Source organism: Desulfovibrio faecalis (genome assembly GCF_053570625.1).
In genome coordinates this window covers 3344015-3358372 of sequence record NZ_JBRBQR010000001.1, presented here as the reverse complement: position 1 = coordinate 3358372, position 14358 = coordinate 3344015, and the positions used below count along the sequence as shown (strand labels likewise).

The following is a 14358-nucleotide window of genomic DNA, read 5'->3' as shown; positions in this document are numbered from 1 at the left end:
GCAAGCCCACAGGTGGATGCCGTGCCGCAAGGATGCGCGCGGGCGGAGGAGCATCACGATCACGTCGTAGCGGCCAATTGCCTTCACGGTCAGCGCTCATCCGCAGAATCCAGGATTTGCCCGCAGAAAGCGTGCCTCAGCCCCTGTTGCAGAGTTTTTGCGACACAGCTATACTGTGGATATGAACAGAAAGTCCGTTGCCTGCCTTTTTGTACTACTGCTGACCGCCGTTGGCGGGCTGGGCGGTTGCGGCCCCAAGGACATCGGCGCGGGTTCCTCCATCGAGAGCGATTCGCAGCCCCAGGGCGTGAGCGTGGAAGATCAGTTGCGCTACCCCGTGTACGGGTCGAACAACACCCAGCGCATGCTCTATTATCAAAACCGCCCCGATGTCATGACCAACATGCAGCAATGGCGCATGCAGCAGTTTCGCCGCATGAACGGTCTTGATACGGACGTAAGCCCAGAAGACCCGCAATACAGGTCTGTGCCCAAACAGCGCAGCCCGTTCAGGCAGTAACTATATGGATCCAATAACTCACGCCGCAAGCGGCGCGGTGGCCATGCTCGCCATGCCCCACCGTCCCGCGAGCCGCTGGGCGGTGCCTCTGGCCGCCCTGGCCGCCGCCTCCCCCGATGTTGATGTGCTCATGGCGAACACCCCCCTTCAATTTTTGCTATTGCACCGGGGCATTACGCATTCCCTCTTTTTTGCTCCGCTGCTGGGGCTGGTGCTGGCGCTCGTGGGCTGCTCGCTGTGGAGGGCGCAAACGCCCGGTCACTGGCGGTTTGCAAAAACATGGCTGTTCATGACGGCTATGGTCTTGCTGCACATCTGGCTGGACTGCATCACCACATACGGCACCATGATCTTTGTACCCTTCTCGCACATACGGGTGCGGCTGAACGCGGTGTTTATCATTGATCTGCTGATCACCCTGCCCCTGCTGTGGGCCATCTGGCGCTGGCGCGCACGGCGCGGGCTCCTGCTGGTGGCAATGGCGTGGCTCTTTGTCTATCCCGGCATTTCCATAGGCCTCAACGCATGGCATACGGCGCAAATCCGCGAACGACTCACGGCGGAAGGCCGCGCGCCTCAGGAGATTGTGGTGCTGCCGGATGCCTTTTCGCCCTTTTTCTGGCGCGCCCTGTATTCAGAAGCCACACCCAACGGGGGCACGGTGTACACTCAGGGCTTGAACGCCCTTGGCACCCCTCAAGGCCCGGAAGGTGCCGCCACCGCCCTGCCCGAGAGCCTTGCCCGCGACCTTGCGCGACAGTCTGTTGTGGCTGACGCTTTTTTGAATTTCACCCTGCTGCCAGTGGTGGCCCCCCTGCCAACCGACATGCTGCCCGCCGATAATCCGCAGGCAACGCAGCCAGCAAACACCCCGGCCCCCACCTATGTAATGATCCACGACCAGCGGTTTGGCAGCAGCCTTGCCATTGTGCGCAAAATCATGAGCATGCGCCCCAGTGCGGACATTCCTTTTAAATATATGGCGGAGCTGACTCCTGCACCGCAGCCTGCCGAGCAGGATGCCCCTGACGAAAATTCCGTGCAGGAAAATGCCGCAACCGCAGGGCCGCTCGTATCCACAAAGGCCGCATTTCCGCAACGCCTGCTGCGGGAGCGGATGCGCTTTTCTGACAGCGGGCGCGACTCTTTCTGGCAAGCCCCCCGCCCGCCCACAACTCCCCCGCTGCTGCAATGGCTTGTGGGCTTGCGCTAAGCCTGCCCTGTCCGGCCCAGCTCAATGCCCCACAGCTCAAAGTTCAACCAGCACTTTCTCCTTTCGGGAAACTGCGGCGAGGAGCGCGATTACAGGCGCAATGACTCCCGTCGCTTTTTGGGGTAGCATCATATTTTGCTCCCACTTGCTGCGTATTACCAGCACGACATGCGGAACGCATATTTGAAACAACATCCCGGCAGCCCGCGCTGCGGGAATTTTTTGAGGTATCAATGAACGACAACTTTACGCATCTCGACAGCCAGGGCAACGTAACCATGGTGGATGTAGGCGCAAAAACGCCTACAGAACGCGTAGCCATAGCTGAAGCAGTTGTAGAACTGGCCCCGGCCACCATGGAACTGCTGATCAAAAACGCCTTGCCCAAGGGCGATGTGCTCACCTGCGCCAAGATTGGCGGCATTATGGCTGCCAAACGCACCGGCGAACTTATCCCCATGTGCCACCCCCTCAACCTCACCTATGTGGACGTGCGCTTTACGGTAACAGAAATGCCGCCCACGGTGCGTATTGAAGCGGAAACCCGCACGGTCGGCCCTACCGGCGTGGAGATGGAAGCCATTGTTGCGGCCCAGACCGCAGCGGCCACCATTTACGACATGTGCAAGGCCGTTCAGCGGGATATCGTCATCAGCCGTGTACGCCTGCTGCACAAACGCGGCGGCAAAAGCGGCGAATTCAACGCCTCGGATATTGACGCATGAACCTCGCTCAAATCGACCCAGTAGCCCTTTCCATAGGCAGCCTGCAATTGCGCTGGTATGGGCTTATGTATCTGGCTGGCTTTGGCCTTGGTTGGGCACTGGGCCGCTGGCGCGCCTCGCGCCCCGGCTCCGGCTGGACAGCCCCAGATGTGGACGACCTGCTGACCTGCGTGATGATCGGCATCATCCTGGGCGGCAGAATCGGTTACGTGCTGTTTTATGATCTGCCTGTCTACATCAGCGATCCCATGGAGATTCTGCGCATCTGGAACGGCGGCATGTCCTTTCATGGCGGGCTGCTGGGTGTACTCGGCGCATTCTGGTATTTTGCCCGCTCGCGGGGCAGGTCGTTTCTGGAAGTATCAGACTTCATCGCCCCACTGGTGCCGCAAGGGCTCTTTTTCGGGCGGCTCGGCAACTTTATCAACGGCGAGTTGTGGGGCAAGGTCAGCGACGTGCCGTGGGCCATTGTGTTTCCCGGTGCCGGGCCTAATCCGCGCCATCCATCGCAGCTTTACGAGGCTGCGCTTGAAGGGCTGGTGCTCTTTTTCATGGTTTGGATTTTTTCGTCCAGACCGCGAAAGACGGGCGCGGTCTCCGGCCTGTTCGCACTGGGCTACGGCGTGTTCCGCTTTGCCGTGGAATTTGTGCGCATGCCTGACGTGCAGCTTGGCTATCTGGCCTTTGGCTGGCTGACCATGGGCCAACTGCTCTGCGTACCGCTCATACTGGCGGGGCTGTGGCTGCTGTGCCGCAAGGCCCCGGTGCTTGCACCCCATGTGCCCCCTGTGGAGAACAAGCCCCGCCCCGGCGGCAAATCACCCAAGGGACGCAAGAAATAACTTTCTACCCGTGCAGTGACAGCGGGCGCTGTTTGCGCGCCGAATATCCCCCGAGCAGGGACACCGGCGTGTTGACAGCGCCCCGCTTTTTTGTGAAGCTGACCGGCGTTTATCCACATCATATTTTGGAGTACTCATGGCCAAGGAAGGATCAATCGAAGTAGACGGCGTGGTGCAGGAAGCTCTGCCCAACGCCATGTTCCGTGTGGAACTGGAGAACGGCCACGAAGTTCTGGCCCACATTTCCGGCAAGATGCGCAAGTTTTACATCCGCATTCTGCCCGGCGACCGCGTCAAGGTCGAGCTTTCCCCTTACGACCTTACCCGTGGGCGCATCACCTACCGCATGAAGTAGCTGCGGGCGCGGCGGCTTTTTCCGCCACCAGAGTGGCCTTTTGCGCCATTGGCCGCGCCCCCTTTCAGCTTTCCGCCTATTCTGTGGCCCTGCCCTCGCGGCCTATACAAGGCCCATCACACGCAGCAGAGCCACGCACAGCAAGGCCCACACGCCAGCCACAACATCATCGATCATGATGCCAAACCCGGCGGGCAGCCAGTTTTCAGAAGCCCGCACGGGCCATGGCTTGCAGATGTCGAACAGCCGGAAAAAGGCAAAAGCCGCCAGCACCAGCCAGAAACTGGGGCTTTCAAAAGGCAGCAGCACAAGCCACACCCCTACCAACTCGTCGATGACAACTTCGCCGGGGTCTTTGCGCTCAAGCAAGTGCTCGGCACGGGTGGAGGCCAGACCGCCGACCACAAAAATCACGACCAGCAGCACAGCCCGCCACGGCAGGGACAGAGGCAGAAAAATATACGGCGCCAGCAGGCAGGCGATGGCCGTGCCCCACGTGCCGGGAGCCTTGGGGTCAAGCCCGGCAACGCCCAGACGACAAAACGACAGAATCAGCTTGTCAAAAAAACTCATGCGGCCTCCGCTATGTGCGTGTTTTTTGTGCATCTTACGCCCAAAGCGCCCGCAAGACCAGCACTGAAGACATCCACGCGCAATTATTGCCTAAAGGGCTTCTTTGCCGTATATGCAAGCTCATGGACAAAAACCGCAGCGAACTTTTTGCCCACTTCAGCTATGACGACAGCCTCACATACGAGGCACTGCTTGAAGTGGAAGAAGAACTGACCCGCGAGGTTGAGCAGTTGCTCCAGCGGGCCGGGGCGGCCCATCTGGACTTTACGCCTCTGGGCGACGCGCTCATGTTCCAGTGCGTGTTTGAAGCGCACAGACTGTATGTGTACCGCAAGATTGCGCTCGAAATTGCGGCCCTGCTGCCGCAGGGCGTGCGCGGCAGATTGCTGTGCCTGGACAAGAATTTTGAATCCATGCACGTTTTCTGGCTGCGCCCCGGCGAATGGCAGGAAGAGGAACGCCCTGTCCCCGAAGACCCGCCAAACGGCCTCAAAACATGGCGTATCGCAGGCTCCGGCCCGCAGGATCTCGCAGAGGATGACCTGAAAGATTTGTCACGAAAAGAATAAAGAAATGTGCCTGGGTGGTGGAATGGTAGACACAGGGGACTTAAAATCCCTGGCCGTAATGGTGTGCGGGTTCAAGTCCCGCCCTGGGCACCACATCTAAAAAGTTTTCAACAGATTCATCCTGCAATTTCATGGAGAAGGTATGCCAAAATATGATTCTCCCCGTAGTCTTGCATTTATCCAGTTCAAAATCGAGCTTACGAATGAGATTCGTAAATTTTGGATGAAAATATGTTCGCTATCATATGCCGAAAAATATTTAAATAATATCACCTGTGAGAACAGAGAGCAACTTATAGGAGATTTGCCCGAGCATAAAGACACGTTCTTAACAAATCTTAATTTAAAATACGCTGAATTTGTGGATGAAATCTCAGACACTGAAGAATACATCCGGCAAGATTCAATAGTGAATATTATCTCTATTTTTGAAAGCTATATTTTCAATGCATATCAACGAATGATTGCAGTAAAGGATACATCCACGGCGACAAAAAAAGAATCTGAAAAACAAATTTCAATATCAATTATTGAGAATATTGTAAAAAGTAAAAACCCAATAATTGAATTTGCCAATGTTGTTACATCACAAAAATTGAGAAACAAAAAAACAAGTGAAATGGTAAAAGAAATATGTGATGCATGCAAATCTGGAGCCAGGCAAGAAAAATCAAAAGAATTAAGTGAATTAAACAAATATGTCCTTTTGAGAAACTCGATAGTCCATAACTCTAGATTTGCAAGTCAAGATTTAGAAAATGCATTTGGAGAATATGAAAGCGGGAAAAAATTGGCCACCAAAAATAGAGAAGATGTTTTAAAGCTATCCAGCATTTGTTTAAGAATAATTGAATCTATTGATAACCAATATTGCAAAGCAGTAATAAAAGATAAAGACGCCTGCCTGCTTGCGAAAGAAATCTTCATTGTAAGGGGACTTGAAAAAGGCATTCTTAAAAACGAGGTCTATAACAAAACTGGTGTCAACTTTTCTGCAGTCGAACTTGATGCAATAATTGCAGAAGTTCGCCGAGAATCATACAAAAATGACTTTATTTTTTCGCCAACCATGCTTAATTAAACTCAAATTTTCTGAAAGAAAACATTGGCAAATTTTAAGAACTACAATAGTTTTTTTACCTATTGCTCAATTTTTTTTCATAGCGAATTACGCCACCCCAAACTCCATCTACTGAAACTGCGTCAGTTGTACTAGTGCGATTATTTTTGGTTTTTTTGCAACCATTATGACCTATCAGAGGAATTCAATCTTCCTGTCCGGCGTGGTGATGGCATGGGAACAAATCCGCGTGGGAATGATACTGAGACGAAATCCCTGATTTGCTCCCCCACTATCTCTGAGCCATCCCCCGCCACTCCAGCGCCTTGCCATAGCTCGCGCAGGTATTGACGCAGTCGCCGCAGTGGGTGCAGTCCCTGCGCTCGGGGCCGCCCTTGTGGCGCGGATTCAGCTCAAGCGAGCAGGCCTGCTGGCAAGGAGCCTTGCCCTTGCAGGTGCAGTTTGCCGCCTGCCAGCCGATGCGCAGGCCCGGAGCCTTGGCGGGCAGGCATTGGGCCGCAGCGCCAAGCAGTACCGACTGCGGGCACACAAAGCGGCACCACAGTCTTTTGCCAGCCACAAGCTCCAGCGCCAGCGCCGCCAGCGGCACAGTCACCGCCCCAAGCAGCAGCCAGAAGTCCCCGCCTTGCCATACAAGCATGGGCAGGAGCGATAGCTCGCCCGGCAGCGAAACAATGCCCATTGCGGGAAAGCCCGCCACCAGAGCCGCCGCAAGCCCGGCCCCGAGCAGCAGAGCCTTGCCCGCAAATGCGCGGCCTTCCTTCACGTGCGCGCCGCCTTGCCGCCCGCGCAGCCAGTGCGCCAACTCGGAAAAAAATCCGTAGGGGCATATCCACGAGCAAAAAACTCTGCCCAGCACCAAGGCCAGCGCCAGCGAGATCAAGGCCCCGGCCAGCAGGCGTTCGCCGGGTAAAAAGCCTGTGGCCCCAACCTGAGCCGCACCAACCGGGTCAGCAAAGGGAATGCCGAAAAAATCCAGCGCAAAAAAGCTGCCGCTGATCTGGCGCAGTTCTGCTGCATTGAGCCACGGCAGCACGCACAGTCCCGCCACCACCAGCACCTGCGCGCCGCGTCGCGCCCAAGCGAGAATCTTCATGCCTTGCCTCCGGGCGCTTTTTCCGTGGGAGCCGCCATTGGCGGCACAAAACGGGATGAAGCGGGAACAATCTCCACAGCCTGCACCGGGCAGACATAGTCGCAGATGCCGCACCCAACGCAAGCCGTGGTCATGGCAGGCACCAGCCCGCCGCTCAGCACCACGGCTGTTCCGCGCAAGGGGCAGCGGTCATAGCAGGTCATGCACATGGTGCCGGTTTTGTAATTGTGGCAGCGGTCTTTAAGAATATAGGCATGCCCCATTCCCGCCCGCGCAATTTCCTTTACGCCGGTGTCCAGCGCCCCGGTGGGGCAGACAGGCGGGCACTTCATGCAGAGGTAGCAGGGTTTTCTGCGGGGGCGCACCTGCGGCGTATGCCGCGCGCGCCCCAGACCGCCAGCCAGCTCAATGCTCTCGTGCGGGCAGGCAGTCACGCACTTGCCGCAACGAACGCACTTGCGCAAAAAGGTTTCTTCATCCACAGCACCCGGCGGGCGCAGAGGCGGCACAAAAAGGCTCATTTCGTCTCCCCTGCCTGTTCCCCGCCATTGTCAGCGTCCGCGCCCGCATGGCGGCGCGACTCATGCGCAGGGCAGCCCATGTGCCCTTGCGCGTCCAGATCATCCTCATAATCGGCAAAGGCCAGATGCAGATCGTCCACCTCCGGCAGTTCCCGCAACGCCATGAGTTCCTTCTGGATTTTGTCCGAAGGCTGCTCCACCACGACCACCAGCCCGCCAATGTCCGCGCCATCCGGCGTGCGTTGCACATCCAGAATGCCTTCTCTGCCCTGCAAAGCCTTCTCAAGCCCTGCGCAGGCTGCTGCTGACGCACTCAGGATTATTCCCGCAATAGCCATATTTCCTCCCGCGTTGCCCCGCCCGCATACCAAGCATACGGACGGGGCCTTCACTCATATGGGGCTTACCGATGGGCGTTAAACCTTGCGAACCCGCGCGGCGCAGATCTTGTATTCCGGCTCGCGCGAACCGGGGTCGGTGGCGTCCAGAAACAGCTTGTTGACCAGCTTTTTGGGATCAAAAAACGGCACGGCCACAAGCCCTGGCCTGCACACATCGCTTACGCGCGCGGGCAGTTCCATTTTGTCGCGCCGGGTTTCCAGAATCACGTTGTCCCCGTGCTTCACGCCGAGGGAGGCGGCGTCCTGCTCGTTGATTTCCACAAAGGCCGCCGGATTGGCCTTGAGCAGTTCCGGCACCTTGCCTGTCATGGTCGCGGTGTGCCAGTGGTCGATAACGCGCATGGAGGTAAGGTACAGCGGGTATTCGGCATCCGGTTCTTCCGCCGCGCCCTTGGCGGGCCGCATGAATATGGTAGGCTTGCCGTCCGGCTTGCCGTAAAAGAAAAACTTGTCCGGATGATCGGCGGGCACCAGCGGATCATGCCCGCGCACAAAGCGCAGATTGGTACCGGGATGATCCTCCGAGGGGCAGGGCCAGATGATACCCGATTCCTTACGCAAGCGCTCACGCGTCATGCCGTAGAAATCATAGGTGGTGCCCTTGGCCACCATGCGCCATTCGTTCCACACGTCCTCGGCGTTTTTGAAGTTCACCAGCTTTGGGTCAACGCCAGCGCGTTTGGCGAATTCCACCAAGGTGTTCACCGTGGGACGGCACTGACCGGGCGAATCCACGGCCTTTTCAGTCAGCGAATACCGTCGCTCGCCGCAACCGTACACGCCGTCGCGCTCGCACCAGAATGAAGGCGCAAGCACAAGGTCGGCGTATTGCAGGGTAACGGCATCGGGGAAGGCCTCAATGCACACGATAAACGATTCCGGGTGCGACATGGCCTTGTGCACCTTGTTCAGGTTGGGCAGGGTGTGCGCGGGGTTGGTCTCGCAAATGACCATGCACTTCACATCGCCCCGGCCAAGGGCCTCAAAAAGTGCCACGGTGTGATAGCCGGGATTGGGCGAAATGCGCCCTTCCGGCAGGCCCCAGAGTTTTTCCATCTCCGCCCGGTGCTTGGGATTGGGAATGGCACGGCCCGCTGGCAGCAGATGCGAGAGCGCGCCGGTATCGCGCACGCCGCCGCAGGCGTTTGGCTGGCCCGTGAGGGAAAAAGGCGTTGCTCCTGGGCGGCATATCTGCCCGGTCAGCAGATGCAGGTTGTGGATGAGGTTGTTGGCAAAAACCCCCTGCACGCGCTGATTGATGCCCATGCACCACAGGCTCATGGTGGCGGATGATTCGGCAAAAGCCCTGGCCGCCGAATAAATCTGCTCCACAGGGACGCGGCAGATTTCGGCTACTTTTTCAGGCCGGTAGTTTTCCAAAAAGGCCTTGTAGCCTTCAAAGTCCGAGGGTTTGCCTTCGGCATCCACAAAGCTCACATAGCGCTGCCAGAAACGCGGGTTGTCCAGTTCTTCATTGATGATGACCCAGGCCATACTGTGCATGAAGGCCAGATCCGTGCCGGGGCGAAAGGCCACGTGCATGTCGGCTATGCGGGCAGTATTGGTGCGGCGCGGATCGGCCACAATGATCTTGATGCCCGGCTCCACCTGCTTGCGGCGGGCAATGCGGCGGAACAGCACGGGGTGCGCCTCTGAGGTATTGGAACCGATGATGAAAAAACAGGTGGCCTGATCGATGTCGGCATAGGTGCCCATGGGCTCGTCCTTGCCGAACGTGGTGGTATAGCCGCCCACAGCCGAGGCCATGCACAGGCGGGGGTTGCCGTCCACGTTGTTGGTGCCGAAGCCAGCCTTGAATATTTTGCTGGCGAGGTAGCTTTCTTCCGTCAGGCATTGGCCGGAGCCATACCAGGCAACTGAATTTGCGCCATACGTATCAATGCTGTGTCGGAATTTGGAGGCCATGAGGTCAAGGGCTTCATCCCAGCTCACAGGCTCAAAAGGGCCGCCCTTTTTGCGCCGCACCATGGGCTGGGTGACGCGCTCCTTGGAGTTGAGCACGGGAATGAGCAGCGAGCCTTTAAGGCACAGCAGGCCCGCGTTGTGGTTGTTGGGGTCGCCCTGAATGGCAACGGCCTTGCCGTTTTTAACGCCCACCATCACCCCGCAGCCGGTGCCGCAGTAACGGCACACGCCTTTGACCCATTTGTCGGGTTTCTGATCGTCCGCAGCAAGGGCGAGGGTTGGCAGGCCCACGCCAGTGGCCGCCGCCATAGCGGCAGACATGGCAAAAAAACGTAAAAAATCACGACGCGATGAATTCATATCCGCAACCTCGCTGTTAGCTTGGCATGATTGTTTCTTTACTGCGGGCCGCCCTGCTTGGGGCTGGCCCACCCTGCGCCGTCAGATGCGGCGCATACCGCACGTGCGGGCTACCAGTCCGTCTTGCCGCTGGGCATACGGTATTCGTAAGCCTTGCCGTGCATTGGGCTCTGGTGGTTGGGATGACAGGCGGAACAGTCATCGCGCTTGCCGAACTTGGCCTCCATGCGCTGGATGGAAAGCGAATGGCAACGGGCGCAGACCTCGACCCCCGGCTTGCGGGTAAAGGGAATGGCCCCCTTGCCGTCAGGCATGCCGTGGCAGGTCTGGCAGCGCACAAGGGTGATGCCGTGCTTGCTCTCGTACCATTCCTGCGCAAGGCGGGGGGTGCTCTTCATGTGGCAGGCGTAGCAATCGCCCGCCATCTGCGGAGAATCCAGATGCTTGGCCGCCTCGCAGCGCTCCGCAGGGAAGGCCCAGGCCATATACAGAAAATAGCCGCCCGTCAGCACCGCCAGGGCAAGCAGAACGATGAGCAGTTTCTTGTTGCGAGTCATGGCCGTATCTCCTTGATTTTCTGTGCGAACTTCTGATTTGCTGGAATGCGCTCGTCAAATACGGGCAAGTGGGCAAGGTTGCGATGGCAGCCCACGCAACCGCTGCGGGCCTGACCGTTCTTGCCTTCGTAATTGTCGTGCGCAAGGCGGCCCTCTGCCGAGATCGGCCCGTCTGCCTTGGCATTGCGGGTCAAATCCTGATGGCAGGCGCGGCAGTTGACATCGTCCGTAAAGCGGCGGGCAATGGGTTGCATGGCGGCCCGGTCAAGATCCGTACCGCCCTCCACATTGTGAACCCACAGGTCTTTTATCCCCATCCATGCCTTGGCGCCGAGCATGCGGGCCAGATTGCCCGAAGGGATATGGCATTGCGAGCATCCGATGGCTTTGCCCTGTGCGTCCTTGGCGTGCGGGGAGAGCATCAGTTCATCCTGATACACGCGCATTTCGTGGCAGGACAGGCAAAACTCCGTCCGCGACGAATACGACACTCCCGCTGCCGCCAGGCCTACGCACGCGGCCAGGGCGATACAGCCCACAATCCAGACGCGCTTAGAAGGATACGGCATGGTTTTGGTCTCCATGGCTGATGGTGCCGCCATGCCAAAAGGGCATTCCCGCCCGGGGATATGCCTGCGGCAGGGCGCAAATTGTGAATTTCACCACAAAAAGCAAAAGAGGTGCCAAAAACCCTATTTTGAAAATTTGTGTGATTAGCGGTAGTTTGTGATCTTCTGGAAGTCAGGGGCTTAGGATTTGTCAGAATAAAATGACAAAAATCATCTTATTCTGACCATGTGACAACTGGAGCAGACAAAAAACCGAGCCAGCACTTTGGTTGGCTCGGGAGCGTAAGCTTTTGGGGGTCTGGCAGCCTCTTGCGGCCCGGCGCAAATCCGCTACAGTATGCCCATGATACGTTATGGATTTGCCTGCAAGACCATCGGGGTGCCCGGCGCTGACCTGAGCGCCCTTACCCTTGCGCGGGCCACGCCCGAAAACATGCTCGCCGTGTGCCGCCATAACCTGCGCGCACTGGGAACCATGTTGCGCTACTGCGCCTCGGCGCGCATCTCCCTGATGCGCATAAGCTCGGACATCATCCCGCTGGCCTCGCACCCGCAAAACACATTTGACTGGCGTGCCAAGCTGCACGAGGAATTTGAGGCACTGCGCGCAGTGCTGAAGCAAACCGGCATCCGGGTTTCCATGCATCCCGGTCAGTACACGGTGCTTAACTCCCCTCGGCAAGAGGTGGTGGAGCACGCCTTTGCTGACCTTGTATTCCATGCCGACTTTCTTGACGCGCTGGGGGCGGACGTCAGCGCCCGCATCGTCTTGCACCTTGGCGGAGGCTATGGCGACAGGGCATCCGCCCTCGCGCGGCTGGCAAAAAATCTGCTGGCCCTGCCGCCGCACGTTCTGGCCCGCATTTCGCTTGAAAACGATGAGCGCACCTTTACTATTGAAGATGCTCTGTGTATCTGCGAAAAATGCGGCCTGCCCGCCATCTTTGACGTTTTTCACCATTCCCTGAACTCCCCGGCAAAGGGAAATCTGGCGTACTGGCTTGATCGCGCCATGGAGAGCTGGAACCCGCAGCATGGCCGCCCCAAGCTGCATTACAGCCAGCAGCTTGCTGGCGGCAAAGCGGGCATGCACTCGCGCACCATTGCCATGCGGGATTTTATGAAATTTCATCAGTCTCTGGGGCAGCGTGAGGTGGATGTGATGCTGGAGGTGAAGGACAAAAACCTTTCAGCCGAAAAGTGCATCCAGCTCACCAATCCTGGGCTGACGCGGCAGGAGCTTACGGCCCAGTGGGCCAGATACAAGTATCTTGTGCTGGAGAGAGATCAGGCAGCCTACACAGCCATACGCGCCCTGCTCAAGGCGGAGACGCCCGATGCCAAGGGTTTTTATGCACTGGTGGAGCAGGCGATGGAAAAGGAACTTTGCGGCCCGCAGGCGCGCAATGCCGCCGAGCATGTGTGGGGCTATGTGGACAAGCTGGCCGCGCCCGCAGAAAAAAAGCGCGCTCTGGCGGGCATGGCAGAACTGCAAAACGGCCTTGCCGCCCTGCCCCGCGTCAAGCGTCTGCTGCTGACCCTGGCCGAGCGGCATAAGGTGGAATACCTGCTGCACAGCCTCTATTTTTATGTGTAGCAAAAAAAATTGGCGCAGGGCAGAACCGTGCGCCGAAAGATGTCAGGCTGGTTCGCCCTGCCACTCCATGTGCAACAGGGGGTAGGGATTGCCCTGCCCGTCCAGAGCCGACCGCCCCACCACCTTGAAACCCTGCCGCTCATAAAAAGCCAGAGCCTGCGGATTCTGTTCGTTCACATCCAGTGTCAGCCGGGGATGCAAAGCCCGCACATGCTCCAGAAGCGCCCTGCCCACACCGTGACGGAAGCAGCGCGGCTCAACAAAGAGCATTTCCACCTGCGCGCCGTTGCAGCCAATAAAGCCCGCCAATGGGCTGCCCGTAGCGTGTTGCGCGGGTGCAGCCTGCCCGCAAGGCGCAAGCTCCGCCACCCATAGGATTTCCACGCCCGGCAGATAGGTGTTGTGCACATCATGAAACAGGCGTTCCACCTCGCCGGAAGGCAAAAAATGGTGGGTGGCCTCCACGCTGCGCCGCCACAAATCCGCCAAGGGCGCATGGTCGCAGGCTGTTGCCTGCCGGATGCGCAATGTCTGCGAAAGAGCCTTTTCGACAACGCCGCTCATCGAACATTCTGATGAGCAACCCCGGCCAGCAGACCGGCAGTGCGGTCGACACGCAGGGGCGGCACATGGCTTTGCACTTCAAGGGTAAACTGCTCCTTGACCAACTGGCCGCTGTCGAGCAGAGCGCGGACGCGAGCCTCGCGGTCGGGCGCGGCAGAAGCCACCGCCGAGGGTGACTGCTCATGCCCCTTGGCGTACTTGGGCGAAAAATGTCTTTCGACCAGCGCCACGCAAACAGTATAGGCCACAAAAACCACTGTTACCCCGCCGAGAAACAGCGCCGTGCGCAGCAACATCTTAAGCGTTTCCATATGTCTCCCGACCTGAACGTGTTATGCAGGCGCAGCTTCCCCGGCAGAGGGAGCCAGTACTTCCATCATGTCGCCCGTGCGCACAACGCCGCCGTGCAACACCTTGGCAAATACGCCCTGGGTGGGCATGATGCATTCGCCCATGGTGTGGAATATCTGGCAATGGCTGTGACATTCCTTGCCGATCTGCGTAACTTCCAGCAGCACGTCATCACACGCAATACGGGTTCCCACCGGCAGAGCGGCAAAATCAATACCGTCCACTATCAGATTTTCTCCAAAACAGCCGTTGGCGACCAGAGCGCCCCGGGCCTTGAAGGCCTCGATGGCCTGCCACGAAAGCAGGCTGACCTGACGGTGCCAGTTGCCCGCGTGAGCGTCGCCCTCAATGCCGTGATTTTCTATAATATTCGCCTGATCCACGGCCTTTTTGGCCGTGCCTTTTTTCTGACTGGTGCAAATGGCTATGATCTTGCCCATACTACATTTCCTTTACTGTCGTTATGCCTTGCCGCCTGCAAGCGGCTGTCCGCAGTCTGCCCCAGATAGGCGGCTGCGTCCAGTCAGGCTGCAGGCCT

The 14358-nt window shown here is 58.0% G+C and carries 18 protein-coding genes and 1 tRNA gene; 9 read left to right on the top strand and 10 right to left on the bottom strand.

The genetic code is table 11. The features are described from left to right. Window positions 1-157: 157 nt before the first annotated feature. The 5 genes from ACUZ79_RS14720 (at window position 158) to infA (ending at window position 3655) form a co-directional block, all read left to right on the top strand. Entirely contained in the window at window positions 158-520 is a 363-nt protein-coding gene (locus ACUZ79_RS14720; RefSeq protein WP_449252042.1) for a chemotaxis protein, read from the top strand. Between the two features lie 4 nt (window positions 521-524). After that, window positions 525-1733, top strand: a complete 1209-nt coding sequence (locus tag ACUZ79_RS14715) for a metal-dependent hydrolase (RefSeq protein ID WP_449252041.1) — start codon at window positions 525-527, stop codon at window positions 1731-1733. A 233-nt stretch (window positions 1734-1966) separates the two neighbouring features. Then, window positions 1967-2458 (top strand): cyclic pyranopterin monophosphate synthase MoaC, encoded by a 492-nt coding sequence (gene moaC, locus ACUZ79_RS14710; RefSeq protein ID WP_027180997.1) that lies wholly within the window; start codon window positions 1967-1969, stop codon window positions 2456-2458. Beyond that, complete coding sequence (gene lgt, locus ACUZ79_RS14705; protein WP_449252040.1) at window positions 2455-3300, top strand: prolipoprotein diacylglyceryl transferase; 846 nt, start codon at window positions 2455-2457, stop codon at window positions 3298-3300. The genes moaC and lgt overlap by 4 nt, the downstream gene beginning before the upstream one ends. 136 nt (window positions 3301-3436) lie before the next feature. Beyond that, on the top strand, window positions 3437-3655 hold the full coding sequence (infA, locus tag ACUZ79_RS14700; RefSeq protein ID WP_006008898.1) for a translation initiation factor IF-1: 219 nt from the start codon (window positions 3437-3439) through the stop codon (window positions 3653-3655). Between the two features lie 102 nt (window positions 3656-3757). Here the strand turns inward: infA and ACUZ79_RS14695 are convergent, their stop codons facing one another. Next, window positions 3758-4228, bottom strand: a complete 471-nt coding sequence (locus tag ACUZ79_RS14695; RefSeq protein ID WP_240825471.1) for a phosphatidylglycerophosphatase A family protein — start codon at window positions 4226-4228, stop codon at window positions 3758-3760. Window positions 4229-4350: 122 nt separating this feature from the next. Here ACUZ79_RS14695 and ACUZ79_RS14690 point away from each other — a divergent pair, with 122 nt between their 5' ends. The 3 genes from ACUZ79_RS14690 to ACUZ79_RS14680 all read left to right on the top strand — a co-directional run bounded on the left by ACUZ79_RS14690 (window position 4351) and on the right by ACUZ79_RS14680 (window position 5878). Beyond that, complete coding sequence (locus tag ACUZ79_RS14690) at window positions 4351-4797, top strand: hypothetical protein (RefSeq protein ID WP_449252039.1); 447 nt, start codon at window positions 4351-4353, stop codon at window positions 4795-4797. Window positions 4798-4805: 8 nt separating this feature from the next. Continuing rightward, a tRNA-Leu gene (locus ACUZ79_RS14685) sits at window positions 4806-4890 on the top strand. A 49-nt stretch (window positions 4891-4939) separates the two neighbouring features. Next, window positions 4940-5878: a hypothetical protein gene (locus ACUZ79_RS14680; RefSeq protein ID WP_449252038.1), complete on the top strand. Its 939-nt coding sequence runs from the start codon at window positions 4940-4942 to the stop codon at window positions 5876-5878. 271 nt (window positions 5879-6149) lie between these two features. Here the strand turns inward: ACUZ79_RS14680 and ACUZ79_RS14675 are convergent, their stop codons facing one another. The 6 genes from ACUZ79_RS14675 to ACUZ79_RS14650 form a co-directional block, all read right to left on the bottom strand. Then, a complete protein-coding gene (locus tag ACUZ79_RS14675) occupies window positions 6150-6974 on the bottom strand; it encodes a 4Fe-4S binding protein (RefSeq protein ID WP_449252037.1) in 825 nt (274 codons plus the stop codon). Beyond that, the gene (locus ACUZ79_RS14670; protein ID WP_449252036.1) at window positions 6971-7495 is read right to left on the bottom strand and encodes a 4Fe-4S dicluster domain-containing protein; all 525 of its coding nucleotides are present in this window, start codon (window positions 7493-7495) and stop codon (window positions 6971-6973) included. The genes ACUZ79_RS14675 and ACUZ79_RS14670 overlap by 4 nt, the downstream gene beginning before the upstream one ends. Beyond that, a complete protein-coding gene (locus ACUZ79_RS14665) occupies window positions 7492-7833 on the bottom strand; it encodes a chaperone NapD (RefSeq protein WP_449252035.1) in 342 nt (113 codons plus the stop codon). The genes ACUZ79_RS14670 and ACUZ79_RS14665 overlap by 4 nt, the downstream gene beginning before the upstream one ends. A 78-nt stretch (window positions 7834-7911) precedes the next feature. Further along, the gene (locus ACUZ79_RS14660; protein ID WP_449252034.1) at window positions 7912-10182 is read right to left on the bottom strand and encodes a nitrate reductase; all 2271 of its coding nucleotides are present in this window, start codon (window positions 10180-10182) and stop codon (window positions 7912-7914) included. Between the two features lie 110 nt (window positions 10183-10292). Then, window positions 10293-10739: a hypothetical protein gene (locus tag ACUZ79_RS14655; protein ID WP_192112751.1), complete on the bottom strand. Its 447-nt coding sequence runs from the start codon at window positions 10737-10739 to the stop codon at window positions 10293-10295. Next, window positions 10736-11308 (bottom strand): cytochrome c3 family protein, encoded by a 573-nt coding sequence (locus ACUZ79_RS14650; protein WP_449252033.1) that lies wholly within the window; start codon window positions 11306-11308, stop codon window positions 10736-10738. Before ACUZ79_RS14650 ends, ACUZ79_RS14655 begins: the two co-directional genes overlap by 4 nt. Before the next feature lie 343 nt (window positions 11309-11651). On the opposite strand from ACUZ79_RS14650, the gene uvsE reads away from it, so the two are divergent. Continuing rightward, window positions 11652-12905, top strand: coding sequence for a UV DNA damage repair endonuclease UvsE (uvsE, locus tag ACUZ79_RS14645; RefSeq protein WP_449252032.1), 1254 nt, complete (start codon window positions 11652-11654; stop codon window positions 12903-12905). A gap of 42 nt (window positions 12906-12947) precedes the next feature. Here the strand turns inward: uvsE and ACUZ79_RS14640 are convergent, their stop codons facing one another. Genes ACUZ79_RS14640 through ACUZ79_RS14630 form a run of 3 tightly spaced genes read right to left on the bottom strand, consistent with a single transcriptional unit; the run spans window position 12948 to window position 14260 of the window. Beyond that, window positions 12948-13469 (bottom strand): GNAT family N-acetyltransferase, encoded by a 522-nt coding sequence (locus tag ACUZ79_RS14640; RefSeq protein WP_449252031.1) that lies wholly within the window; start codon window positions 13467-13469, stop codon window positions 12948-12950. Further along, window positions 13466-13780 carry a hypothetical protein gene (locus ACUZ79_RS14635; protein ID WP_240825451.1) on the bottom strand — a complete coding sequence of 105 codons (315 nt, stop codon included), beginning with the start codon at window positions 13778-13780 and terminating at the stop codon, window positions 13466-13468. Before ACUZ79_RS14635 ends, ACUZ79_RS14640 begins: the two co-directional genes overlap by 4 nt. 21 nt (window positions 13781-13801) lie before the next feature. Then, window positions 13802-14260 (bottom strand): MOSC domain-containing protein, encoded by a 459-nt coding sequence (locus ACUZ79_RS14630; protein WP_449252030.1) that lies wholly within the window; start codon window positions 14258-14260, stop codon window positions 13802-13804. Between the last annotated feature and the right edge of the window lie 98 nt (window positions 14261-14358).

Bases quoted from the DNA above. Each gene is read 5' to 3' on its own strand.
- ACUZ79_RS14715 (WP_449252041.1), top strand. From the start codon at position 525: ATGGATCCAATAACTCACGCCGCAAGCGGCGCGGTGGCCATGCTCGCC.
- moaC (WP_027180997.1), top strand. From the start codon at position 1,967: ATGAACGACAACTTTACGCATCTCGACAGCCAGGGCAACGTAACCATG.
- lgt (WP_449252040.1), top strand. From the start codon at position 2,455: ATGAACCTCGCTCAAATCGACCCAGTAGCCCTTTCCATAGGCAGCCTG.
- infA (WP_006008898.1), top strand. From the start codon at position 3,437: ATGGCCAAGGAAGGATCAATCGAAGTAGACGGCGTGGTGCAGGAAGCT.
- ACUZ79_RS14695 (WP_240825471.1), bottom strand. From the start codon at position 4,228: ATGAGTTTTTTTGACAAGCTGATTCTGTCGTTTTGTCGTCTGGGCGTT.
- ACUZ79_RS14690 (WP_449252039.1), top strand. From the start codon at position 4,351: ATGGACAAAAACCGCAGCGAACTTTTTGCCCACTTCAGCTATGACGAC.
- ACUZ79_RS14680 (WP_449252038.1), top strand. From the start codon at position 4,940: ATGCCAAAATATGATTCTCCCCGTAGTCTTGCATTTATCCAGTTCAAA.
- ACUZ79_RS14675 (WP_449252037.1), bottom strand. From the start codon at position 6,974: ATGAAGATTCTCGCTTGGGCGCGACGCGGCGCGCAGGTGCTGGTGGTG.
- ACUZ79_RS14670 (WP_449252036.1), bottom strand. From the start codon at position 7,495: ATGAGCCTTTTTGTGCCGCCTCTGCGCCCGCCGGGTGCTGTGGATGAA.
- ACUZ79_RS14665 (WP_449252035.1), bottom strand. From the start codon at position 7,833: ATGGCTATTGCGGGAATAATCCTGAGTGCGTCAGCAGCAGCCTGCGCA.
- ACUZ79_RS14660 (WP_449252034.1), bottom strand. From the start codon at position 10,182: ATGAATTCATCGCGTCGTGATTTTTTACGTTTTTTTGCCATGTCTGCC.
- ACUZ79_RS14655 (WP_192112751.1), bottom strand. From the start codon at position 10,739: ATGACTCGCAACAAGAAACTGCTCATCGTTCTGCTTGCCCTGGCGGTG.
- ACUZ79_RS14650 (WP_449252033.1), bottom strand. From the start codon at position 11,308: ATGCCGTATCCTTCTAAGCGCGTCTGGATTGTGGGCTGTATCGCCCTG.
- uvsE (WP_449252032.1), top strand. From the start codon at position 11,652: ATGATACGTTATGGATTTGCCTGCAAGACCATCGGGGTGCCCGGCGCT.
- ACUZ79_RS14640 (WP_449252031.1), bottom strand. From the start codon at position 13,469: ATGAGCGGCGTTGTCGAAAAGGCTCTTTCGCAGACATTGCGCATCCGG.
- ACUZ79_RS14635 (WP_240825451.1), bottom strand. From the start codon at position 13,780: ATGGAAACGCTTAAGATGTTGCTGCGCACGGCGCTGTTTCTCGGCGGG.
- ACUZ79_RS14630 (WP_449252030.1), bottom strand. From the start codon at position 14,260: ATGGGCAAGATCATAGCCATTTGCACCAGTCAGAAAAAAGGCACGGCC.